This window comes from Brakhagea baltica (assembly GCF_052161605.1).
Classification (GTDB): Bacteria; Planctomycetota; Planctomycetia; order Pirellulales; family Pirellulaceae; genus JBKCUI01.
This window is the reverse complement of the sequence record NZ_CP197409.1, coordinates 1,846,809-1,870,109: the sequence shown is the minus strand read 5'-3', so window position 1 is coordinate 1,870,109 and position 23,301 is coordinate 1,846,809. Positions and strand designations below refer to the sequence as shown.

16 protein-coding genes are annotated in these 23,301 nt (G+C 52.4%); 8 read left to right on the top strand and 8 right to left on the bottom strand.

Annotation, left to right across the window (positions count from 1 at the left end):
- The first annotated feature begins 50 nt into the window (after positions 1 to 50).
- Together SH449x_RS07105 and SH449x_RS07100 are read left to right on the top strand one after the other, a co-directional pair.
- Positions 51 to 668 (top strand): sigma-70 family RNA polymerase sigma factor, encoded by a 618-nt coding sequence (locus SH449x_RS07105; RefSeq protein WP_482380633.1) that lies wholly within the window; start codon positions 51 to 53, stop codon positions 666 to 668.
- Positions 646 to 2,850 (top strand): serine/threonine protein kinase, encoded by a 2,205-nt coding sequence (locus SH449x_RS07100; RefSeq protein WP_482380632.1) that lies wholly within the window; start codon positions 646 to 648, stop codon positions 2,848 to 2,850. Before SH449x_RS07105 ends, SH449x_RS07100 begins: the two co-directional genes overlap by 23 nt.
- A gap of 323 nt (positions 2,851 to 3,173) precedes the next feature.
- Here the strand turns inward: SH449x_RS07100 and SH449x_RS07095 are convergent, their stop codons facing one another.
- The 3 genes from SH449x_RS07095 to SH449x_RS07085 form a co-directional block, all read right to left on the bottom strand.
- The gene (locus SH449x_RS07095) at positions 3,174 to 4,268 is read right to left on the bottom strand and encodes a hypothetical protein (RefSeq protein WP_482380631.1); all 1,095 of its coding nucleotides are present in this window, start codon (positions 4,266 to 4,268) and stop codon (positions 3,174 to 3,176) included.
- A 97-nt stretch (positions 4,269 to 4,365) separates the two neighbouring features.
- Entirely contained in the window at positions 4,366 to 5,577 is a 1,212-nt protein-coding gene (locus SH449x_RS07090; protein ID WP_482380630.1) for a hypothetical protein, read from the bottom strand.
- A 203-nt stretch (positions 5,578 to 5,780) separates the two neighbouring features.
- Positions 5,781 to 6,062 (bottom strand): hypothetical protein, encoded by a 282-nt coding sequence (locus SH449x_RS07085; RefSeq protein WP_482380629.1) that lies wholly within the window; start codon positions 6,060 to 6,062, stop codon positions 5,781 to 5,783.
- 425 nt (positions 6,063 to 6,487) lie between these two features.
- Between SH449x_RS07085 and SH449x_RS07080 the strand changes: the two genes are divergently transcribed.
- The 5 genes from SH449x_RS07080 (at position 6,488) to tsaD (ending at position 15,246) form a co-directional block, all read left to right on the top strand.
- The gene (locus SH449x_RS07080; RefSeq protein ID WP_482380628.1) at positions 6,488 to 10,351 is read left to right on the top strand and encodes a PVC-type heme-binding CxxCH protein; all 3,864 of its coding nucleotides are present in this window, start codon (positions 6,488 to 6,490) and stop codon (positions 10,349 to 10,351) included.
- 214 nt (positions 10,352 to 10,565) lie between these two features.
- A complete protein-coding gene (locus SH449x_RS07075) occupies positions 10,566 to 11,831 on the top strand; it encodes a hypothetical protein (RefSeq protein ID WP_482380627.1) in 1,266 nt (421 codons plus the stop codon).
- A 64-nt stretch (positions 11,832 to 11,895) separates the two neighbouring features.
- Complete coding sequence (locus tag SH449x_RS07070; protein WP_482380626.1) at positions 11,896 to 12,921, top strand: TIM barrel protein; 1,026 nt, start codon at positions 11,896 to 11,898, stop codon at positions 12,919 to 12,921.
- A gap of 134 nt (positions 12,922 to 13,055) precedes the next feature.
- The gene (locus SH449x_RS07065) at positions 13,056 to 14,186 is read left to right on the top strand and encodes a Gfo/Idh/MocA family protein (RefSeq protein ID WP_482380625.1); all 1,131 of its coding nucleotides are present in this window, start codon (positions 13,056 to 13,058) and stop codon (positions 14,184 to 14,186) included.
- Positions 14,187 to 14,202: 16 nt separating this feature from the next.
- Positions 14,203 to 15,246 (top strand): tRNA (adenosine(37)-N6)-threonylcarbamoyltransferase complex transferase subunit TsaD, encoded by a 1,044-nt coding sequence (gene tsaD / locus SH449x_RS07060; protein ID WP_482380624.1) that lies wholly within the window; start codon positions 14,203 to 14,205, stop codon positions 15,244 to 15,246.
- Between the two features lie 17 nt (positions 15,247 to 15,263).
- Here tsaD and SH449x_RS07055 read toward each other — a convergent pair whose 3' ends face one another.
- The gene (locus SH449x_RS07055) at positions 15,264 to 15,593 is read right to left on the bottom strand and encodes a hypothetical protein (protein WP_482380623.1); all 330 of its coding nucleotides are present in this window, start codon (positions 15,591 to 15,593) and stop codon (positions 15,264 to 15,266) included.
- Between the two features lie 408 nt (positions 15,594 to 16,001).
- Here SH449x_RS07055 and SH449x_RS07050 point away from each other — a divergent pair, with 408 nt between their 5' ends.
- A complete protein-coding gene (locus SH449x_RS07050) occupies positions 16,002 to 17,084 on the top strand; it encodes an Mrp/NBP35 family ATP-binding protein (protein ID WP_482380622.1) in 1,083 nt (360 codons plus the stop codon).
- Between the two features lie 244 nt (positions 17,085 to 17,328).
- On the opposite strand, the gene mqo is transcribed toward SH449x_RS07050, so the two are convergent.
- The 4 genes from mqo to SH449x_RS07030 all read right to left on the bottom strand — a co-directional run bounded on the left by mqo (position 17,329) and on the right by SH449x_RS07030 (position 23,208).
- Positions 17,329 to 18,825: a malate dehydrogenase (quinone) gene (gene mqo, locus SH449x_RS07045; protein WP_482380621.1), complete on the bottom strand. Its 1,497-nt coding sequence runs from the start codon at positions 18,823 to 18,825 to the stop codon at positions 17,329 to 17,331.
- A 226-nt stretch (positions 18,826 to 19,051) separates the two neighbouring features.
- On the bottom strand, positions 19,052 to 20,449 hold the full coding sequence (locus tag SH449x_RS07040; protein ID WP_482380620.1) for an RtcB family protein: 1,398 nt from the start codon (positions 20,447 to 20,449) through the stop codon (positions 19,052 to 19,054).
- 43 nt (positions 20,450 to 20,492) lie between these two features.
- Positions 20,493 to 21,515, bottom strand: coding sequence for an RNA 3'-terminal phosphate cyclase (gene rtcA / locus SH449x_RS07035; RefSeq protein ID WP_482380619.1), 1,023 nt, complete (start codon positions 21,513 to 21,515; stop codon positions 20,493 to 20,495).
- 127 nt (positions 21,516 to 21,642) lie between these two features.
- On the bottom strand, positions 21,643 to 23,208 hold the full coding sequence (locus tag SH449x_RS07030; RefSeq protein ID WP_482380618.1) for a UxaA family hydrolase: 1,566 nt from the start codon (positions 23,206 to 23,208) through the stop codon (positions 21,643 to 21,645).
- Between the last annotated feature and the right edge of the window lie 93 nt (positions 23,209 to 23,301).

Genomic DNA, 23,301 nt, shown 5'->3' with positions numbered 1-23,301 from the left:
TGATTGCGAAGATTTCTTAACAATTTCTCACGAGGCATCACCACACTTTGATGGACAAGGAAAACTTGGCACGGGCCAAACAAGGGGACGAGCAAGCGTTGGGGGAGTTATTGCTGAACGTCGAAAGCTATCTCAAACTGCTTGCTAGGCTCCAGATTGGACGGCATTTGCAAGTCAAGCTGGATGCTTCGGACGTGGTTCAGGAAACGTTTTTAGAGGCTCATCGTGCGATCAAAAAATTTGAGGGGGAGTCTCGCGATCAGTTCATGGCTTGGCTCAGATCGATTCTGGCGAGCAGGCTGTCGAATAATGCTCGCCGCTACTTAGGGACACAAGCTCGCGATGTTCGGCTAGAGCAACAAATTCAAAACGACTTGGATCACTCAGCCATGTCACTAGGTGGTATGTTTATAGATCCCGGGGAATCGCCGAGCCAATTGGTTTCACAGGAAGAACAGTCTCAGATCGTTGTCGCGTGTTTGGCTCGTCTAAGTCCCGATTACCAAAATGTCCTTGTGCTTCGACACCTCGAAGGGAAAACATTTCCAGAGATTGCAGCCCAATTAAATCGAAGCGTCGACAGTGTCGAAAAGCTCTGGGTGCGAGGTCTCAGCAAGCTCAAGAAGGAATTTACGATGGCAATTGATGATGAATCCCGCAACTCCTAACAGCCAGCCAGACAGCGTTGATCCATTCGACGATCCTCGTGTGCTGCAGATTTCAAGAGAATACTGCTCGCTTCTCGAAAGCAATCAGAAGCCAGATCGACAGGCATTCCTGGAGCGATATACGGACCTTCGAGATGTCATCGAAGAATGTTTGGATGGTATCGAGCTTGCTTATTCGATGAAGAAAACGTCACCTCATATTCTTCCAGCAGCGAGTCTCGACCCAACCCTTTCGCCTCAGCCATTGGGAGATTTTCGCATCTTGCGCGAAATCGGACGAGGTGGGATGGGAGTCGTATATGAAGCGATTCAATTGTCGCTCGGCAGGCATGTTGCTCTCAAGGTTCTACCGTTGGCAGCTTCGCTCGATGAAAGATATTTGCAACGTTTCAAAATGGAGGCACAAGCGGCCGCGCAACTGCATCACAATCATATCGTACCGGTTTATGCGGTTGGTTGCGAACGCGGCATGCATTATTACGCCATGCAACTTATCAACGGAGCTCCCGTTTCGTCCCAATCCTTTCGCGGACTCCATGGGCATAGTACAGAGGTTTTGCCAGAGGAGCTTTTGGACATCCGAACCTCTCCACCGACCAGCGCGAAAAATCGAGACTTAACCCAAGCGTCCGCCACAGGGGCATCCAAAACAAGTGGAAATCCCAATCGCGTGCGATATCGAACTATCTCTCAGTTGATTGCCAATGTCGCGGACGCACTCGATTATGCACATAGCTGCGGAGTCGTTCATCGCGACGTAAAGCCTGGGAACTTGATGCTGGATTCTCGCGGAAAGATCTGGGTAACCGATTTCGGATTGGCAATGGTCGCTGCCAACAATCCCCTAACGCAGACAGGAGACTTTGTTGGGACGTTGCGGTATATGAGCCCCGAGCAAGCGAGCGGGCAGAAGGGGATTGTCGACCATCGTTCCGACATCTACGCTTTAGGGGCAACCATGTATGAATTGCTCGTAGATCGCCCCATGATGGACGCTGGGGATCGTCCCTCACTCCTGCACCAGATCTTATACGCGGAACCGAAACCCCTGCGATCTGTTGACAAGTCCATTCCTGTAGAGCTCGAAACGATCGTTCAAAAGGCTACTCAGCACAATCCAGCCGATCGATATCAATCCGCCGAAGCATTCGCCAATGATCTTCGTTGTTTCCTCGACGAGCGTCCCATCCAAGCCAGAAAACCCTCGTTCGTAGATCGTGGTCGAAAATGGGCACGTCGCCACCCAGCCGTTGTTGCCTCGGCCATGTTTGCGATGTTGGTCAGCTTAATCGCCCTCGGAATCACCACAGCGTTAGTCGAGAATCAACGCTCCTTGACTCTGTTATCGCTCAAGCGAGAAACCGATCGCTCCTTGCAAGCCGAAAAGCGATTGAGCCTGGCTCAGCAAGCTGCCGACGAGATGATACGCCTGGCTGAAGATGAACTCTCTGACAATCCCTTTGAGGAGGGACTGCGCATGAGACTTTTGTCTTCTGCACTCAAATACTATCAGTCGTTCATTGATGAACAACGTGAGAATCCACAAGCTCAATCGGATCTTCGCGAAACCTCCGATCGCTTGTCTAAGATTCTGGCAGATATGGCTTTGATACAAGCCGATCGAGATACCGTGCTCCTAAGTATCCCCGAAGTGCGGCGCGATCTTAACATCCACAATCAGCAAGAAACAGATGTTCTGCTTTTCATCTCCCAGTATGCCGAACGCCGACAGAAGTGGTTGTTCGGAGCGAGACCGACCGAAGCGGAAATTCTCGAGCAAGCAAAGTGGAGCGACAGTAGGCTTGACGACATCCTTCAGGATCAACAACGCCAACGAATTAAGCAGCTCGCCATTCAATTCCAAGGCCATATGGCGTTTCGAAATCTAAATGTTTCGGCCAAGCTAAACCTAGAGCGAGCTCAAAAGCAACAGATGCAAATCGAGGAGGATAGATACTTGACCGCTCAAGGATTTGGTGGAATGCCAAGGGGAAATGGGCAGCGATTTCGCGGCCCCCCCAGAGGGCCTCAATATGACCCCGAGTTGATGTCAGCGTTACTGGCCGTACTCAACGAAAAGCAACGGGAAACGTGGCGGAAGATGATTGGCGAACCGTTCGATTTTAGTCAATTACAAAACTTGGACTTCTCACCATTTCGCCCAGGTGGACGGCCTCGCTAGTGGACAACCTCGCTAGCCAAAAGGAACAGTAAGAGCATAGCGGTGCAATGCCTTGTTATAGCCAACTTGGTATATCTGCTGGAGTTCACAATGCTCCTGCCCTGGAAGCCTCAACGCAGGGGCTCCATCGTTTAACCGCATGGGCAACGCCCTGCGATGATCTTGCAAACCCGAATCTGATAAAGTTGCTTGAGCCACCGTCCCCTGTGAAACCTGTCTATGGGCTGCCCTGGAAGCCTCAACGCAGGGCGATGTCCGTGCGGTTAAACAAAATCCAACGCAGGGCGATACCCGTGCGGTTAAACGTTTATCTCTATACGCTTTTATCGTTTTGCGGATCTTGTCGCTGGCTGAATTGTCTCTGTCGCAACCACTTTTTCGTCGAGCCGGGCTGAATATTCCATGGTGCTGCCTGCGCCGGAAAAACCAACTACTTTCTTATCCCATCCCAACTCTTTGGAGATCATTCGGCCTGCATCAATATCGAATTTGATAGTACCGTTGCTCAATTGCTGGACCACTTGCGCTTCTTCCTTGGGGTCGGAAATGATCGTGATCATCTCACTGGCTACCGATACGGTGGCTACTCCAGCACTAACCTTCTCGAGCTTAAAGAGTTCGCGAAAGCGAACCCGCTTCAATGAGCCGTCTTCTCGGCGGATATTGAGCTCTCGCGGAATCTCCCAGGTTGCACCGACCGCAACTGCACTCTCTGGAACGGGAAGCGTAATGTCTCCCATCCCCAGGTGAGGAGGATTGGTTTCATCACTCCGCGCAACGATTAAGCCTTGCACGTCGATGGTCACGGTCGAAATTACCTTCCCGACCGAATCTGCTGCAGTTTGGAATTGAAACGGTGGCTGCTCATCGGACTTGGACGAGTACCTGAGTTCGTTACCACTCCCAATTCGTTGTGACATATCGATGTCGGTGATCGAATATTCAAAGGTCATGTTACCATTATCGACTTTTGTTACATCCCACGTCTTGTGCGTTACCGTTCTGGAATCCGAATCCTGAGCAGTGGAGTCAACCTTGGTGTCAGTTCTGGCCATGTGGGTTACTTCACTTACAATTCGCAGCCCGGGAGTGAATTTGTAGCGGAGCAAGTAGGTCTGGCCACCCATCGGAGAGGGAGTTTCTGTGAGCTCCTTTTTTGCTACGGGACGCAACGCGTCATCGCTCTTGCTAGTCGTCGTGGATACCGCTTTGGTTTCAATCTTCTTTGCATTGTTCGGGCTAGCTTCGTCCTTATTGGTAACACGACTGGACTCTTGATTCACCGCGCTAGTAGCGTCCGTTACAAGCAGCGACCGACTGCCGTTTTTGGACGCATCTTGACCGAAGCTGGTCGTCGCTCCGATACAAGCCAAAGCGAACGAAGCAAAACATATTGATGATAGTAGTTTTTTGAGCATAGGACTAACCTAAAATTGGCAAGGGGGGTAACGACCAGCAAGGATGAGATGCGTCGAGGATTTAAACAATCCTTCGGAACATATGATGAAATATTCTCTAGTACTTGCTGGTACTAGTAGGCTCGCTGGCAATGGCGGGTTCGGAGGTTTCTACGGGAGGACAGTAGTTCTGCATGGGAACATAAGGTTGCACCCGAGGAAGCCCAACGGAGCTGGGGGCGAAGGGGACCGGCGCTTGCCGCTTCATGAGGCCGATTTGCTTCCGGATGTTAGACAAATCTTCTTGGATGTTCTTGAGCGTCAAGCTCGACTCGCCACAGTTCGGTTCCTCATGGGAGTTGTCGGTACGCAATGCAACCATCCTCATCGCCATCTCCGTTCTATCGATCAAGCTAGCGGCAAGTTGCTCGGCAGCGTACTGTTTTGCTTCATTAACGGCTAGTTGCGTTTGCAATCGGGCATTCTTTTCTGCGAGGGCGTATATTTGCTCCATTGCAGCTTGTCGCTCCAACATCAGAGTTTCGGTAAGCTCAAGCCGGGATGATAGTTTGGCATTATCGACCAAGAGATTCATCACGACCTTGGCCGCTCCGGTTATTTCTAGTTCCTTTAGAACGGAGTCGTCCAGCAATATTTCCTGGCCGTTTTTGTGTGGCTCGTCCCGCGTAAAGTACATCGGAGGCGGAGCGGGAGGAGCAGCTGGTACGACCATGATTTCTTCCTCGTCTTCCGATTCAGGAGCCTCGGATGTCGAGCAATCATCCCCGGCGACCACCTGGTCCTTGACGTCGTAGCATTTGTTCCCAAGGCAGATGCGATGTCCGCACGCAATGACCTCTTCAACGAACTTTTCAAAACCCGTAGAGAATACTAGCGGTTTGACGGTCAGGTGCGTACCAAGTGCTGATTCGGCCGTTTCAGATCTATCCGAAGCTTGTGTCGCGTGCCCTGAGTTCTCAAAGCCATCGGCTTTCTCGAAGCAAATGGTGGCTATAACATTTCCTCGTTCGCTCTCGGTCGCGTCGGATGCAAAGTGGACTGCCACCTCAGTTCGGAAACGAGCCGGCGACTTGAGCCACGCACCGAGCCAATTCGCCATAAGCTTTTCGCTTTGAGACGGAATCGACTCGGGCTCACCGATATACAAACTCTGAACAATGGTAGAGGCAGATGGATCGCCAAGATCGATTTCTTTAGTTGGGCTCGATTGTTTCGGCTCAGATTCCTGGCCAAGAACGATCGGCTTCGTCAAGAAAAGAGACGACACAAGGACGGGAAAAGCAATGAATCGCGTAGACCAGTTTCTCATTTTGATAACGCCTCCGTGCAATTATCTTCGGTAACCTCTAACGCCTTAGAATCGAGCGAGGACCCAACCGCGCTCTTCAAACCGGACTTTAGCAAATCTCCGAAAAAATTGAAAGATCGATAAGAATTTAAAGCTGGGATTTTGCAGATTAGTAGATTCTGCCAGATATGCGGATTTGGCGGAGTGGGAGCATCTCGAAGTGCCTAATGATAGAAACGGCCGCGCGGATCTAGTTTGTTTCTTTTCGCCTCCGGGAGAGGATTGCTGAACCCAGGCGGCCGTCCTCCTACAACCGGGGGGCCAATGCTATTCAATGGGTATGGATCAAAGTAAACCGCTCGGGCTTTCTGACGTTCCTGGTCCCCTTGACCGTAAAGTCCTCCACCCCAACGTTCTAGCTGTGGAGCAGCCAAAGGTGTCCCCATGCAACCGGTAAATAGCAGCACACCACACAGCACAAAGAGGATTACGGTTCGAGATTCCATTTTTCATCTATCCTATGAGCCGATATCATTGTGACGAGCGACGAGACCACCATAAACACCTTCGCTCATCAGCCGTGAAGTTAGTATCCGAAAACGGCACTCACAACCAGTTCAGTCAGGGATGCTCCAGAAACTTTAATCAAATTTCCAAATCTCCGACTTCATCTGTTTGCTAGCCATTCACTCCCTGGCTACCAATTCTCCTAGGCATAAATGCTGTGAGAAGGATTCCCTGTTCGCGAGGATCAGGGCGGGCATAGAGGAGGTCCGGCCCTCGCTTTCGTTGTCGGGCTAGTATTGTTGGGAAATGAATACTCGTATCTTTGCCTTTGAAAATGGACTAAAATAGAGGGGCGGCCCCAGGAGCACCCGTTTCGAGCCCCAAAACTCCCCATATCCTCCCCCCTCCTCACCATCTCTTACCTATGAAAAAACTCAGGTCAATTACTGGCTTTAGTCTGCTTTCAAGCTTCTCACTGATGTGTGTGATCGCATTGGCATCCACTCTGTCCCATGGACAACAGGAGACCGCACCGTTACTCACTGCAAGAGTCACCGCAGACGGAAACAGCGTTGTCGTGGAGCGAGCCAAGGGCTCAACGCCGATCGTCACGCAAGTGGCATCGCCAGACCATCGTCCCTTCCTGCATCCCATCGTAGCACCAGACGGTAAAGGCACGCTGACCCAATATGCTCCTGACCATCACAAACATCAGACCGGAATCTACTACGGCTATACCAAACTGAACGGTCGGGATTACTTTCATAATCCCGGTGCTTCCCACTGGCAGCGAGTCTCGGTCAGTGTGATCAAGCCGACGGCGATCCAAGCCGCCGAATCCGTTCAGTGGCAAACCGTCTATAACCTTCTCGACGAGCGAGGCGAAACGATCCTCCAGGAGTCGCAGCTCTGGACGTTGCGAGATCTTGGCGACCAGTATGTGATGGACCTCGATTGGTACGGCGATGCCAAGGTTAATGTAACGATCGGAAAATATGATTACGGCGGGCTCTTCGTTCGAATGCCTTGGCAATCTGGTATCGATGCGAAGATCACTAATAGTGCTCGCGAAACCAATCAACGCGCCGAAGGTCGCCGAGCCGCATGGACCAATCTCGCCATGACGGTTCCCGGTCGAGATACCCCAGCTCACATCGCAATTTTCGATCATCCGCAAAACAATGGGTACCCACTTCCCTGGCGAGTCGACGGCCAGTTCGGACTAGGAACCGCTCGGTCGCGGATGGGAGATTGGTCGATCCCGCAAGGGCGACGTGAAATCATCAAGCATCGATTTGTGATCTACACCGGTGAGTTTAGCGATGTGGCAGTCGGCAAGAAATGGACCGAGTTCTCGGGACAAGAAGTCGCGTATGCCCACTGGCAGATTGCACAGCAAGAAGGTCGTGAAGCGAAATTTCTCACCCCAGAGCAATCGGTCGAAATCATGACCGTCCAGCCTGGCTTCAACGTCAATGTATACGCCGCAGAACCGATGATTGCGCAACCCATGGCGTTTTGCTGGGATGCAAGAGGACGTATGTGGGTTGCGGAAAACTTGGACTACGAGACACGCGGTTCCGGTTTTGCGAACGACGGACGGAGTCGCATTTCGATTTTGGAGGATACCAACGGCGACGGCCAAGCGGACTCGCGCAAGACCTTTGTCGAGGGAATACCGTTTCCGGCTGGTATGGCGGTTGGCATGGGAGGGCTCTGGCTCGGAGCTCCACCGAATTTACTCTTTATTCCAGACAAAGACAATGACGACAAAGCGGACATCGACGACATCGAGGTCCGACTCACCGGATGGGGAATTCGTGACCGCCACGAGACGCTAAACAGCTTTATCTGGGGCCCCGACGGATGGCTCTACGGACTACAAGGCTTCGCTACTCCATCAAAAGTCGGCAAACCGAAAGGTAAAGGCCGGGTGCTATTCGGCAAATCGGAGTACCCGGAACAAATCGAATTCGATGGCGAACCTGTCGATATCAACGGCGGTGTTTGGCGGTACCATCCCACCAAAGATCGATTCGAAGTCGTCTCGCACGGATTCAGCAATCCGTGGGGCATCGATTACGATGCCAAAGGACAGCTCTTTATAACAGCTTGCGTGATACCTCACCTCTGGCACGTAATTCCGGGTGGCATTTACCATAGGCAGGGAGGAACGCACTTCAATCCTTATGTCTATTCGGACATCAAGACGATCACCGATCATGCGCATCAATCCGCTCACGGCGGCGCTCGCGTCTACCAAAGTGATGCTTTTCCCGATAAGTATCATGGCCGCATCTTTATGGCTAACATCCATGAACATGCCGTGCTTACCGACATACTCGAGCCAGCAGGCAGTGGCTACATCGGTCGCGAAGGTGACGACTTTCTATTAGCCAACAATGCTCAGTGGATCGGGTTTAGCGTCGAGGTTGGGCCGATGGGAGATGTGTACGTTCTCGATTGGCATGATGCCGACATCTGCGGCAAAGAAGTCTTGAACAAAGATACAGGCCGCATCTTTCGCATTGCGCCGGAAAAGTCGAATGCGGTCTCATTCCCGCATCGCAGTGCTGATTTGGAGCAGCTCGATGATCAGGCCCTGGTTCAGATGCAATCGGTAGCTAGCGTGTGGCATGCCACACGAGCACGAATCATTTTGCAACATCGAGCCTTAAGCCGCCCGATTGCTTCGGAAGCAATTGCCCTCATCCGTAATCAATTGGCAAGTCACACTGATATCGATATGCGACTTAGAGGCTTATGGACATTGCACGCGATCCAGCAGCTTTCCACGGAACAGTTGGTTGCTTTGCTGGATGACCAAGCTCCTCACATTCGAGCTTGGGCGATTCAATTGCTATGCGAGGACATGGAACCCGGCACCGCAGCTTTGGAAAAGTTTGCAGCGATAGCCGAGACAGATCCTTCGCCGGTGGTGCGTCTCTACCTGGCCAGCGCGATGCAACGCATCCCAATCGAGAATCGTTGGCAGGTCGCTGCAGGACTCGTACAGCACAAAACGGACGCCGACGATCATAACTTGCCCAAGATGACTTGGTTTGCCGTGGAAGGCTTGGTCGCTTCGGATCCAGCTCGTGGGCTTGTGCTGGCTAGTGGCAGTCAGATACCGCTGGTGACTAGGCATACTGCGAGGCGTTTAGGAGACGCGGGACAATTCGACAGCTTGGTGGAGGGCTTGGTTCGAGCAGACTCTCCACAGCGAGAACAGCTCTTGCTTGGCATGCGCGATGCGATGGACGGCCGTTATGATCTCGCTCCGCCCAAGGCTTGGAAGTCGTTAGAAGAAAAGCTCAGTACGTTTTCTCCGCGTGAACGAGACCTTGTGAACTCTATATCACAACAATTCGGCGATACTGAGACGGCCAAGCGGATGCTTGCAGTACTGAAAGATCCCGACAGTCCACTAGAGGATCGTCGCAAAGCGATTCAGTTGCTTGCAGGTCAAAAGCGAGACGAGCTCAGGCGAGAGCTTCGTCGCTTGATGAACCAAAAAGAGCTCCGTCGCGATGCGATCCGAGCCTTAGCCTCTTTCGATGATGTCGAGTTAGCTCGGCGAGTTATTGAGCAGTATCCGAACCTCGAGCCCGAGGAGCGGTCGGACGCAATCAGTTCGCTCGCATCCCGGTCGTCGTACGGACGTGAGTTGACCGCAGCACTTCGCGAAGGCAAGATCGATAAGAAGGATGTGCCAGCTCACCTTGCTCGGGTCTTGAGGAGAACGGTAGGAAATTCGTTTATAGACGTATGGGGACCTATTGATGAGTTGAGCGCCGACAAAGATGTTCTCTTTGAGAAGTACAGAAAGCTTTTCCAGGAGCGGAATCTATCGCAAGCTGACCTGAGCCGTGGACGCGTAGTCTTCCAGAAGGTTTGTGCGTCTTGCCACAAGCTTTACGGAGAGGGGGGAGTCGTGGGACCTGATATTACGGGAGCGAATCGTCCTAGCCTGGAGTATCTTCTCAGCAATATCATCACGCCGAGTGCGGTGATTCAAGAGGAGTACAAAATGCAGCTCATCCTAACTCAGGATGGACGAGTCTACTCCGGCATTCCGGCAGAAGAAAACGAGCGGCAAATCAAGCTGCGCGTGGCAGATCAAACGGAACTGATCGTCATTCCGATTTCCGAGATCGAATCCAGGCAAACCTCCAGCATGTCGATGATGCCGGACGGACTGTTGGCAACTTTGTCCGATCAAGAAGCCCTTGATCTCATGCGTTACTTGCAATCGGTTGAGCAAGTTGCGTTACCTGACGGTCGATAAGATCTTCTTGAAATACCGAGAATTCTGGAAAGTACCCTTCAAAAAGGGGGCTTTCGGAGCCGAATGGCCCTTAAAACGGCAATAGACTGCTTGAAAGGGCGATCGTAGCAATTTACAACATGGCTTTTGCATTCCGGATTTACCCGGTGATCAAGCCTGCGACTGAGGCGGCTTGAAATTCCCACCTCCCATCAACCCCCAAACATACAGCTTCATGACAGGTACAACTGGATTGGATAGCGGCTTAGTAACTAAAGATAACGTCGCCAAACTCTTGGATTCGGCGCTCGACGCTGGCGAAGGGCTGTTGCGACTCACGCCAACTTGGGTGCCTCGAAGCTTTTTGCATCCGGGACGCCGAATTAAGCTACATCCAGGGGATTTGTACGCGTTCGGTGCGAACCGGGGCGGCATCGACGAGCGTTGGTTTTCCTCCACGACGGAGGCGGCTAACGAAGGTCGCGTTTGGCACGAAGGTCTCAGTTTCTGTCTCTTTGAGGGAAAGAAATTTTTGCTTCGAGATGCCGTTGCGGAGCTCGGCGATCGGCTGGTCGGAAGTTCGATTTTTGGCAAATACAATCGCTGGCCGGTTTATTCCAAGTTCTTTGATAACATGGGCCCGATTCCGCACCATATGCATCAATCACAAGAAGATGCCAAGCTGGTCGGGCAGGAAGGCAAGCCAGAGAGCTATTACTTCCCACCTCAGTACAACAACGTTGACAACAATTTTTGCTACACATTCATGGGGCTCGAGCCAGGCACGAGCAAAGAGGATCTTCGTCGTTGCCTCGAGAATTGGAACAAAGGGGATAACGGCATCCTCGATTTGTCGAGAGCTTATCGATTGAAGCGTGGGACTGGCTGGTTAATTCCACCAGGGGTTCTACACGCTCCCGGCTCTCTTTGCACTTATGAACCGCAATGGGGTAGCGATGTGTTCGGCATGTTCCAGTCGATCGTGGAGGGACGCTACGTTCCATGGTCGCTGCTTGTCAAGGATATGCCACAGGACAAGCATCAAGACTTGGACTTTATCATCGGACAGCTCGATTGGGAAAAGAACGTCGACACTCACTTTAAGGATGCTAACTACATCGAGCCAATCGTTGATACATCCAAATCGGGGCCCGGTTACACCGACAAGTGGATCGTTTACGGCAGCATCGATGGACAACAGCTTTTCAGTGCCAAGGAATTAACCGTTGAGCCAGGTGCCAAGTGCATTCTCAAGGATGGAGCGACCAGCGGTTGGATCACTGTTCAAGGTAAAGGACGCATGGGCAAGCTCGCGTTACAAACACCTGCTATGATCCGATTCGGCGAAAACACTGAGGATGAAGTCTTTATCTCGCACGAAGCAGCCGTGCGAGGAGTCGAGATCGAGAATACCGGTAGCGAGCCGCTCGTAGGGTTGCGGTACTTTGGCCCCGATGCCCACTCCAACATGCCGAAAAATGGTGCTTGGAAGAATCAATAATCCTTCAAGAACTTATCCCTGCGTTTCTATTCGTTCATCTCCCTCCCATTCCATCGAGTAAATCATGACAAAATTAAAGCTTCACAATGCTATGTGGCCAGGTCTGGTCGGCAAAGGGGACGGTCCCGATCAAGAGCCACCGATTAGCTTAGAGCGGATGCTCGAGCTCACCGCGGCTGCGAATGTCGCTGGTCAAAAATTCGACGGGATCGATTACTTTCTGTTTTTGCCTCACACCGACCCGACCGCTTCCGACGAAGAGCTGACCAAGATTGCCGACAAGATCGCCAGTTACGGCTTCTCAGTCGGATCTCTTGTAGCTCCCGTTTGGGGAGGCACGGTCGGGGATTCGGCGATGGGAGATGAGGCTTCGCGGGCCAAGTTTCTGGATGCTGTTCGGATGGCGTGCCGCATCGCCAAGGTTTTCGAAAACCACGGTGTAAGAAAATACGGTGTCATTCGAATCGATAGCGCCGAGTTCGGAATTGAGAAGTGGCGTGCTGATAAAGTAGGCAACACCAAGACGATCGTGGAAACTTTTAAGGAAGCTGCCAAGATCGCTAGCGACTCCGGGCAGCGTTTAGCTGCCGAAGGGGAAATTTGCTGGGCCGGTATGCACAGTTGGCGAGATATGCTGGATGTGCTCGAGGGAGTTGGCATGCCTGAGACTCTTGGCTTCCAAGCGGACTTGGCACACACGTATCTCTATCTACTCGGATATAACGCACCTGAGTATGCATTACTGAAAGAAGGCTACTCCGAGGACGAGTTCTATGCCGCTTATGAAGCAATGACAGATAAGCTTCGGCCATGGACCATCGATTTCCACGTTGCTCAGAACGACGGACAAGTTCACGGCGCAGGTTCGCATGATAAGACAGGCAAGCATTGCCCAGCCGACGATCCGAACGGCAAGCTGGACATCGTCCGCTGTTCGCAGTTCTGGCTAAAAGAAGCTGCTGCTCGCGGAATTCAGCACATTTGCTGGGATGGATGCATGTTCCCGAATGCGACTTTGGAAAAGCCTGAGACTTGGAACAATATTCTCAGCGTGATGACACAGGTTCGTGACTCCATGAGCAATGGTTAAGCCTCTCTGCTTCGATCTAGAGCTTACCGCCTGCCATGGCAATCGACGTAACTAAACAAGCCGCTGCACCGGTGGCTTGCTCCCACAACTAGCCTTAGTTTATTGGCCTCACCTCTTATAGTTGGAATGTGAATATGAAAGAATTGCGAATTGGAATGATCGGATACGGATTCATGGGCAAGGCCCACTCGAATGCCTATGCCCAAGCGAATCATTTCTTTCCTTCGGAATACAAGCCTGTACTGAAAGCCTTATGTGCCAGGAACGCGGACAAGGCTGCTGCGTTTGCTGCAAATTGGGGTTATCAGTCGATCGAAACCGATTGGCGGAAACTATTGGCTCGTGACGATATCGATGCGGTCGATATTTGTACTCCTAACAACATCCACAAAGAGATTGCGATCGAAGCCGCTAAGGCGGGCAAGATGATCCTCTGCGAAAAACCTCTCGCCATGAATGCTGAAGAAGGCGAAGAGATGTGCCAAGCGGTCGAAAAGGCCGGTGTGCCTAACATGGTTTGGTACAACTATCGTCGCATTCCTGCCGTGACATTGGCAAAGCAGATTATCGATTCCGGCAAACTGGGCCGGATCTTTCACTACCGAGCGAACTTCCTTCAAGACTGGACCATTAACGCTGACGTTCCACAAGGTGGAGCAGCGACATGGCGGCTCGATGTCGAAGCGGCCGGAAGCGGTGTTACCGGAGATTTGTTGGCCCACTGCATCGACACCGCCATTTGGCTGAATGGAACCATCAAGGACGTTTCGGCTGTGACCGAGACCTTTGTCAAGGAACGTGTCCACGCCTTGACCGGCGAAAAGCAACCAGTCGGGATCGATGACGCGTGCTCATTCTTCTGCCACTTTAATAATGGTTCTCTCGGACTGTTCGAGTCGACCCGGTATGCTCGCGGTCACAAGGCGTTGTACACGTTGGAAATCAATGGCGAGCATGCCAGCATAGCTTGGGATTTGCATGATCTCCATCGGCTCAAATTCTTTGACCATTCCGATGAGTCGATCGTTCGCGGCTGGAGAAGTGTCCACGTGTCCGATGGTGATCAGCCGTATATGGGCAATTGGTGGGTCCCTGGTTTACAGATTGGGTACGAGCATTCGTTTATTCATCAGGTGGCGGACTTCCTCAAGAGTCTCGAGACTGGCGAGCCAGCGCACCCGAGCTTCCGGGACGCACTCGAAACCCAAAAGGTTTGCGACGCTGTGCTAGCGAGTGCCGCGAATCGTCAATGGGCGAACGTCTAGAAATGATGGGATGGGAATGACGCGAATCCTATTGGCCATTGAATCCACGTGTGATGAAACCGCAGCGGCCGTCATCACTCGCGATGGCCAGATCTTGGGGCAATGTATTGCAACGCAAGAGGATTTGCATCAACGCTTTGCCGGAGTCGTTCCGGAGATTGCAGCGCGAGCCCACCTGGAGCGTATGATTCCAGTGATCGACACCGCCGTCAAGCAGGCTCAAGTCGCCCCCAATGATTTAGAAGCGATCGCTGTTGCAACACATCCAGGTCTACCAGGATCGTTGCTCGTCGGGTTAGCAACGGCCAAAGGTTTAGCGTTAGCATGGCAAAAACCGCTGGTCGGCATCAATCATGTTCAAGCCCATATTTATGCATGTGGCATGGGGCGGCCCGAGTCGATTTATCCCTGCATTGGTTTCGTGGTAAGTGGTGGACACACGAGTCTATACCGATGTGATACGGCCATGGAGTGGGAGTATTTGGGGGGGACGATCGATGATGCTGCGGGAGAGTGCTTTGACAAGGTCGCCGTCATGCTAGGGTTACCCTTTCCTGGTGGCCCCGAGTTAGCAAAGCTCGCAACAACCGGCAATCCGAAAGCCATTTCGTTCCCTCGGCCCTTGTTGGACAACAAGAATCGATTGGAGTTCAGTTTCTCCGGTTTGAAGACTGCGGTCAGGTATCACATCGCGGGTACGGGCAAGCAGGATTGGAGTGAAATCGAGCTTGGCCAGCAAGACAAGGCGGACATCGCAGCGTCGTTTCAGCAGGCAGTTGTCGATTGTTTGGTCGGCAAGTGTATCCAGTCAACTCGGCAAACGGGCATCCACCGCGTATGCGTCGGCGGTGGGGTGGCCGCTAATCTGATTTTCCGAGAGCAGCTGGAAGCAGCTTGTAGAGCGAACGGGTGTGAAGTTGTATTCGCACCACGCGAGTTGTGTACTGACAACGCAGCCATGGGAGCGTTGGCCTGGGAGCGAATCGATCAGGGTGATTATGACAGCCTCGAATTGGACGTTCAGCCTGGGCTTATCCGTCCGCGTGCGATAAGTTCCTGATCGACTCATCCCAAGGATCAATACGCCGACTCAGCTGGCTGACATAGCTTTCCAGCCAAGATCGTGACTACTTGGTAAAGCTCATACCAATGACGGAACGCGTTTAGCACATCGACTTCGCTTGCATCGTCGCGATCAAATCCAACTTCACTGATCTTGATCGTCTCGGACAGATACTGTCCTTCGGATCGCTGGCTGTTGTCTTGGGTGACTTCGACATCGCTCATGTCGTCGATAGGCAGCGTGGTGGTCATGACCTCGTTCACAACCCAGAGAGCTGCACGATCCATATCGGCACTGTCGACAACTGCTCGAACTGATCCGCTTTGTACGTAGAACTTTGCCATGATTTTCGTTTCCTTGCTTCTTTGTTGAACTGTCATGTCTACCCCGCGAGCCTTAAATCTTGCGGGATTTGTCCAACCGCTCTGCCCTCGATTGAGGGGGCGAGAGCAGAGGGTTGAACATCTTTGGGAGTGTCAAGGTGACCAAAAAGTTTGGATGTTGTTTGGCTCAGCGTCACCACCTCCTTCGATGACTTTCGCTGTTCCCCTGACACAAGTAATCTTCGTACCGGGGTGTGACACGTCTGGTCCCACGGGGCAGAATCTTTTCCGTTTTCCCGTCGGCGAATCCCAATTAGCCCAGTTTTCACTCGCATTTTCTCCGCTTGAAGTGTCGAGAGAAACGGTTGGCTGGCGGGTATTTGCCGGTTTGGTACACTTGAAGGCAACTCCAAATACCACAGGGAAAACATGTCAGACCTCGAAATCAACCAACAGCTTCAAGAAGCCCTCCAATCCTTTCGGGACCCCGAGACGGGACGCTCCGTACTCGCGACTGGTCAGGTCGGGGACTTTATGGTGGCGGACGGGCGGATTTCGTTTCGATATAGTATCACCTCCTTGCTGAGGCCTATTGCCGACGAAATCGTTGATCGGCTAAAGAGCCTAATCAACAGTCGCATCCCTGGTGTTAAAGAAATCGATATTCGCCTTGAGAGCCTGCACAAGCCGCCCGTTCCCATCGGCCAAATTGGGCTAAAGGCAAAGGCGGTCATCGCCGTGGCTGCTGGCAAAGGAGGAGTCGGGAAAAGCTCTCTGGCAGCGTCCATTGCATTGACGCTGGAGAAAATGGGCTCCAAAGTAGGGCTCATGGACGCAGACGTTTACGGACCGAGCATCCCTCATTTGCTTGGTCTCGACGGACGTCCTGAAATCGTCGACGGAAAGATTCAGCCGAAACTGTGCGGGTCGATGCCCGTTATGTCGATGGGGTTCCTCCTCGAAAAGAATCAGGCGGTCGTGTGGCGAGGCCCCATGTTGCATGGCTCCATTACTCAGTTCCTCAGAGACACCGATTGGGGCGAATTGGACTATCTGATCATCGACATGCCTCCTGGAACTGGTGACGTCGCCTTGACCCTGTCTCAATTGTTGCCGTTGACTGGTGCCGTGATCGTCTGCACGCCACAGGAAGTCGCGTTACTGGATGCGGGCAAGGCGATTGCGATGTTTGAGAAGACCAAGATTCCGATTCTGGGAGTGGTGGAAAACATGAGCGGTTTCACCGATCCGGAAACAGGCAAGACTTACGACATTTTCGGACGTGGCGGGGCGAGAGCCAAAGCAGAGGAACTGCAAGTGCCGTTCTTGGGAGAGGTCCCTATTCAGATCGCGTTAAGGCGAGAGTCGGACGAAGGACGACTTGCCGAAGCACTTCAAGATCCAGTGCTGGCCAAGCCGTTCGAGGCAGTTTGCCGAGGCGTGGTTCGTTCGGTGGCTGCGAGTTTTGCTCAGCATGCTCAGAGCGCTGGTCTGCCAGTTCTTAGTATGTAGTCCCATCAACGTTAGGCGATGGCCTTGTAGGCCGTAACAAATCGCTTCGCGATGCCGTTACGGCATGGCACGCCAGGGATGCGTGGATTAGTCAGATGAGGCCTAGCCCGCGGCGAGGCATGCCGTAACGGCGCAAAGCCTTGTTACGGCCTACTTGTTCGCGGGCGTAGGGGGATTGGCTGGGCGAGTTGATGGGCGGTGGGCGCGTTGACGCCCTACCGGAGGGCTCGCGCCCGTTCCGCTACTATTGCAACTGTAAATCTTGCTCCGCTTTCGCATCCAACTCGCGGTAGTATTGAGCTTGGGACGGATGCTTAAGATCGACGTCATAGCTGGGAATCATTTCCTTCATGGCCCTCGCCCCTGATTCGCTTGCCAGCAGATCACCGAAACACTTACGGATCACCTCCAACATAACATGAACGGAAACCGAGGCTCCCGGTGATGCTCCCAGCAACGCAGAGATGGTTTTGTCAGCGTCGGTAATGACCTCGGTTCCGTAATGGACGATTCCTGCCTGTCCGTCCTCCTTCTTGATAGCCTGCACACGAATCCCGGCATCGATCAATCGCCAATCTTCTGCTCGGGCTTCCGGATAGAAGTCTTGAAGCACCTTGATTCGCGAGGCCAAACTCTGTGTCCCCTGTTGCATAAGGTACTTCACGAGAGGCAAGTTATAGAGCCCCACCTTGATCAGTGAACCGACGTTATCCAGCTTCATCGATCCTGGCAAATCCCAGTAGCTGCCGTGACGGTGTAAGAATTTTGTAGTCCAAGCAGCAAAGGGTCCGAACAACAACGATTTCTTGCCGTCGATGACTCTGGTATCCAGGTGAGGGACCGCCATGGTCGGTGCCGCTCCTAACGCCTGTCCGTACACTTTTGCTTGATGTTTGTTTACGATCTCTGGCTTGTCGCAAACCAACCACTGCCCGCCGATTGGAAATCCGCCGTACCCTTTACTCTCTGCAATCCGAGACATCTGAAGCAACTGAATGCTACCGCCACCCGCTCCCACGAAAACAAACTCGGCTCGATTCTTTCTACGGAATCCATCTTTGTCTTGAACCGTCAACTCCCAGCCAGTGTCGATGCGTTTGAGTCCAATGACACGATGCCCGGAAGCAACGCCGCAACCAGGTTGCTCGGACAGCCAATGAATCAGTTTGCGAGCAACACTGCCAAAGTTCACGTCGGTCCCTTGATCCATTTTGGTGGCAGCGACAGGAACGTTCTTTCGTCCATAAATGAGTAGAGGAGCCCAACTCTTGATAACTTCCGGGTCGTCCGTGAAGGTCATGGGCTCAAAAAAATGATGGTGCTTAAGCCCCTGGAATCGTGCTCGCAAATAGTTAACCTGCTTCTCGGTTTCGACAAAGCTAATGTGGGGAACCGAATTGATAAAATCGCGTGCACCCTGGATCATTCCCGTTCGCAACGCGTATCCCCAAAACAGCTTGGACATCTCGAATTGCTCAAAGATCTCGATAGCCTTGGTTACGTCTACGGTGCCATCCTCGCGCTGAAATGGGGTGTAACTTAGCTCACAAATACCAGCATGACCGGTGCCTGCGTTGTTCCAAGCGTTTGAGCTTTCCTGCGCCAGATCCTCCGTGACTTCATACAACTGAATCTTCATATCGGGATCCAGTTTTTTCAGCATGGCTCCGAGATTAGCCGACATGATTCCACTGCCAATTAGCGCGACGCGTGGATTCTCTACGTGGGTCTTGTATGGCATATGATTGGTTGACAGTACGTGTGCAGAGGGCAAAAACGGTGGGAAGGTGAGTAGCTTACCGGAAAACCCTTGAAAAGCCTACTGTTGTGATTTTTTGCCCGGAGAATTTATTGCCCCGAATGTTAGGCGCCCATCGCCCAACAGCAATCCAACGCTTCATTGTAATTGCAGTTGGGGCGGGGTCGAAAGAGAAACCGAATCGGGAGATGGCCAACGCAGACCAGGCTTAGTCCTCGGGACGTTCGCCAGCTTTTGCCATTTTCACCAACTTGGGATCGAAACGAGCTACGGTTTCCACCAAGTCGCTTTGTAATGCCATGACCTGATCGATATCCTTGTAGGCCATAGGAACTTCATCCAGTCCAGCGGACATCAGCGTGACTCCACGTTCGTCGAGAAACTTCTTAACATCCTGCCAGCGGAACTTGTTCATCGCCGCAGTTCGGCTCATGCGTCTCCCTGCACCGTGCGATGCGCTCATCAACGACTCCGGGACGCCACGTCCACGAACAACATAACCAGGCGTCCCCATGGAACCCGGAATGATTCCGAGGACTCCCTGCCCAGCTGGGGTTGCTCCCTTGCGATGGACGATAAGTTCCTGGCCATCATGTTGTTCGCGCCAAGCAAAGTTGTGATGGTTTTCGATATCGAGCAAAAATTCGACCCCCAAGTGCTCTGCGATTGCGCGATGGATACAAGCATGGTTTGCCGCAGCATACTCCCCCATAAGGTTCATAGCATTCCAATACTCTTGTCCCTCGTTGGTCGCGAGATCCAACCAAGCTAAATTCAATAGCTCTTTTGGCAACTCAGGATGTAGTCGCTTTGCCAATGCGCTGTAGTGTGAACAAACGGCTGCGCCGGTACCTCGCGATCCACTATGGCTCAGCAAGGCCAGGTAAACGCCTTTCTCAAGCCCCAGGTCATCGTTATCAAGCGTTAGGGTTCCAAATTCGACGAAATGATTTCCACTGCCACTCGTACCAAGCTGTTTCCAGGCCTTGTCCTTGTTCTCCTGTGTAACAGGGGATACCGACCAGTCTGCATCCATGACATCGTGTTGACGCTTTCGCTTGAAACTTGCACCGATTCCGAATTGGGTTTCTCGCTCAATCGCATTCCTTAACTTGTCCTGCTTGGTCTGGAGCGTTTGAACGGGCAGGTCTATAACCGTCATTTTCATGCGGCAAGCGATATCGACGCCAACTGCATAAGGAATCACCACATCCTTGGTCGCTAACACTCCACCAATAGGCAGCCCATAACCGACATGCGCATCGGGCATGAGGGCACCAGCCACCGTCACAGGCAGCTTGCAAGCGTTGGTCATCTGCACGATCGCATCGTGTTCAAAATCTGCCCCCCATTGCTTCCAGGGTGCAGGCTCCTCACGAGCGATGAACGCAGATTGGGTTTGAAATACGGTTTGCAACTCTTGTGCAAGCGTTCCCCAAGTAGGATCTGCTAGCTGGCTTTCTGGGGCAGCCACAATGGCCGAGATGGCAGACGGTAGCAATTTTTGATCAAAGCCATTCTTTATTGCCTGGCGGATGGTTTCGACCGCAATCTCCATGGCAGCCCCTTTTGGGATACCTAGGTTGCTCAATTCGCGTGTTTTCATTGTCAATAATCTTTCGTGCTAAGGCGTTAAAAAGTTCCTTCGATCAAAATGTAGGAACGGTTATTAAGACCGATCCGTCTGTTTGTGGTTCGGACTGAATGTCAATTTCTAAGAACTGTTGGATTGTATGGATATTGGTCGTGGTGTGCATACTGGCTTCGGTGCATCGGATGGCCCCGCCTTTAGCAATTGCGAGAGGTAGCAACAATTGATCCGCCAAGTGTTCACCAACCGGTGCCGACAAAGACAAAAAATCCTTCATCTGGCGGGCAGCTTTCTTGGCTACTTGTTCCGCTGAAACGTTCCGTTTCCCGAAACCTGTCACCAACTCGGAAACGTTCTCAAATTGAGCGTGCAGGATGATCGCATTCCCTTGTCCAGGTGACGGCACCGACAGAACCGATCGCGAGTCTTGCGGCCAGCCGAGAATACGACCTGCCGTATCCAACTCTCGCTTCCCAACATCCTCGGAAAGTCCAGAAAGGATCGCGATAGCTTGACTATCGACCAGTTTACCACGGCAGGTAATGTCGAGCGATTGCAAGGGATGAACCGACGGTTCGATGGTGACACGACAAAGTCCACCGCCAGCGGGGTAAAATCCTGCCCGTTCAAGCCGGAGGCTAACCTTGGGGCCTATTTTTCTCAACTGAGGCAAGAAGCAACACTCAAGAAAATCGAAGGGGGGAGCGAATGGGTTATGAGTCCCACCCTCGAGAATGATGGAGGTTGTCCCGTCGGCGAGCATTAGGGCCGGCAAGATCGTCTGCAGGACCAGCATGCAACTGCCAGCCGTCCCTACAGAGAAATGATAATCGCCGGGCTGAACTTTGCTGGGCCGAAATGTTAGCTCTGTCGATCGAAGCCGGTTTCCTAGAACTTCAGCGTTGCAAACAGCAACAGCGGCGTTGACAGAGGTCAGGTGCTGATTTTGCAGGCCGGGATTACTTCTTGCGGCTCGAATGTTGGTGATGCAAACCGGTTTTCCCGTGATGATGGAAAGAGCTAGCGACGAGCGCAGGATTTGCCCTCCTCCTTCACCGTAGGAACCGTCGATTGTGAGCATGTTTTCGAATGCCTTTCTTGAGCTTAACCGGATATCGTCCTGGAAAACTGGACGCATAGAGCACGGACATCGGTTGAAGCCAAAAGGATCGGGGGCTAGCAAACAATTCCGTTCAGAGCCATGAACTTTAGAGCGTTGGTCCGATTGCCCAAGGACAAAATTCCTCATCGCCGTATCCCAGCTCTTCGCTTTTCGTTTTCTTGCCACTCGCCATATCAAGAATGGCATCGAACATACGCGCGCCAGCTTGTTCGATCGATTCTCCTCCAAGAATTGTTCCTGTATCCAGGTCGATATCCGACTCCATCCGTTGGTACAGCTCGCTATTCGTGGAAACCTTCATGCTCGGGACCGGTTTGCAACCAAAGCAGCTGCCACGACCGGTTGTGAAGACAATCGCATTCGCCCCGCTTGCTACCATACCCGTTACGCAAACCGGATCAAAACCGGGCGAATCCATAATGACCAAACCCTTGTGAGAAATCTCTTCGCCATATTCATAAACGTGCTGCAATGCCGTACTTCCACCTTTGCTGGCTGCCCCCAAAGATTTTTCCACAATCGTGGTCAGCCCGCCTGCTTTGTTGCCGAGCGACGGATTGTTATCGAACTCTTCGTTGTAGTGGCGCGTGTATTCGACCCACCATTCCAGCTTGTCCAGCAAACTTTTTGCAACACTAGGGCTGGCCGCACGCTTGGTGAACAATTGCTCTGCTCCGTAGAGCTCCGTAGTTTCGGACAAGATGGCAGTGCCGCCACAAGCGACGACCATATCCGCCGCGATACCGAGCGCAGGGTTAGCAGTGATTCCCGAGTACCCATCCGATCCACCGCATTTCGTAGCGAGAATGAGCTCGCTCGCAGGAACGGTTTCTCGCTCATATCGATTGACGATCGGTAATAGCTCAGTGACCATGTCCACGCCACGCTTAACAGTTGCTGCCGTCCCCCCGAGATCTTGCATCGAGAGCACCGGGATCTCTGCGAGATAGTTTGGGGTGCTGATGTCTTGGTTCGGCAAACGCAATTTGACTAAGTTTTGCGACTGCGTGAGATGCCCGAGAGTATTCTGTTCACACCCAAGTCCAATCAAGACATAGGCCCCGATATTGGGGTGCTTGGCTATCCCACCCAAGACACGGCTGAGAACTTGATGCTTGATACCGTTATAGGCTAGGCCGCATCCACTATCGTGCTTGAATGCAACGACGCCGTCAACGTTAGGATATTGAGCCAATCGTTCGGGGGTAAAGTAGTTTGCGATCGCTTTGGAAACGGAGGCGGAGCAATTCACGGTGGAGATCACAGCGATGTAGTTACGAGTCCCGACCTTTCCACTCGGTCGCTTATAACCAAGAAACGTGCGATTTGTTAACGGAGCGATTGGCTGTGGTGTCTGGCTCGCTAGCTCGGTGTAATCCATGCGATGTTCACATTTAAGATTGTGATCATGGATATGTTCGCCTGGTAGAATATCCTGGCTCGCAGCACCGATCGACCAGCCGTACTTGATGACCTCGTGTCCTTTGGGGATCGGTGCCAAGGCAACCTTGTGGCCAGCAGGAATGGATTGTGGCACTTGGATTGTAGAGGGGCCAATCGAGATTAGCTCGTGAGCGTGAATGGTGCTAAGAGCGACAACACAGTTGTCTGAGTCGTTGAGTCGAATCCAAGATCTGGAACCAAGAGACATTTTGGGAGGTTATGCAATGAGGGAGGGGGAGGTTGGCGTTTTAGCGTTTCCGTCGTAGTATATCTTCTCTCGATCGGAGTTGCGAGCTAGGAG

Coding starts and splice junctions, on each gene's coding strand:
- SH449x_RS07085 (WP_482380629.1), bottom strand. CDS start 6,062: ATGGAATCTCGAACCGTAATCCTCTTTGTGCTGTGTGGTGTGCTGCTA.
- SH449x_RS07095 (WP_482380631.1), bottom strand. CDS start 4,268: ATGCTCAAAAAACTACTATCATCAATATGTTTTGCTTCGTTCGCTTTG.
- SH449x_RS07050 (WP_482380622.1), top strand. CDS start 16,002: ATGTCAGACCTCGAAATCAACCAACAGCTTCAAGAAGCCCTCCAATCC.
- SH449x_RS07080 (WP_482380628.1), top strand. CDS start 6,488: ATGAAAAAACTCAGGTCAATTACTGGCTTTAGTCTGCTTTCAAGCTTC.
- SH449x_RS07040 (WP_482380620.1), bottom strand. CDS start 20,449: ATGAAAACACGCGAATTGAGCAACCTAGGTATCCCAAAAGGGGCTGCC.
- rtcA (WP_482380619.1), bottom strand. CDS start 21,515: ATGCTCACAATCGACGGTTCCTACGGTGAAGGAGGAGGGCAAATCCTG.
- SH449x_RS07100 (WP_482380632.1), top strand. CDS start 646: ATGATGAATCCCGCAACTCCTAACAGCCAGCCAGACAGCGTTGATCCA.
- mqo (WP_482380621.1), bottom strand. CDS start 18,825: ATGCCATACAAGACCCACGTAGAGAATCCACGCGTCGCGCTAATTGGC.
- SH449x_RS07090 (WP_482380630.1), bottom strand. CDS start 5,577: ATGAGAAACTGGTCTACGCGATTCATTGCTTTTCCCGTCCTTGTGTCG.
- tsaD (WP_482380624.1), top strand. CDS start 14,203: ATGACGCGAATCCTATTGGCCATTGAATCCACGTGTGATGAAACCGCA.
- SH449x_RS07105 (WP_482380633.1), top strand. CDS start 51: ATGGACAAGGAAAACTTGGCACGGGCCAAACAAGGGGACGAGCAAGCG.
- SH449x_RS07075 (WP_482380627.1), top strand. CDS start 10,566: ATGACAGGTACAACTGGATTGGATAGCGGCTTAGTAACTAAAGATAAC.
- SH449x_RS07030 (WP_482380618.1), bottom strand. CDS start 23,208: ATGTCTCTTGGTTCCAGATCTTGGATTCGACTCAACGACTCAGACAAC.
- SH449x_RS07070 (WP_482380626.1), top strand. CDS start 11,896: ATGACAAAATTAAAGCTTCACAATGCTATGTGGCCAGGTCTGGTCGGC.
- SH449x_RS07055 (WP_482380623.1), bottom strand. CDS start 15,593: ATGGCAAAGTTCTACGTACAAAGCGGATCAGTTCGAGCAGTTGTCGAC.
- SH449x_RS07065 (WP_482380625.1), top strand. CDS start 13,056: ATGAAAGAATTGCGAATTGGAATGATCGGATACGGATTCATGGGCAAG.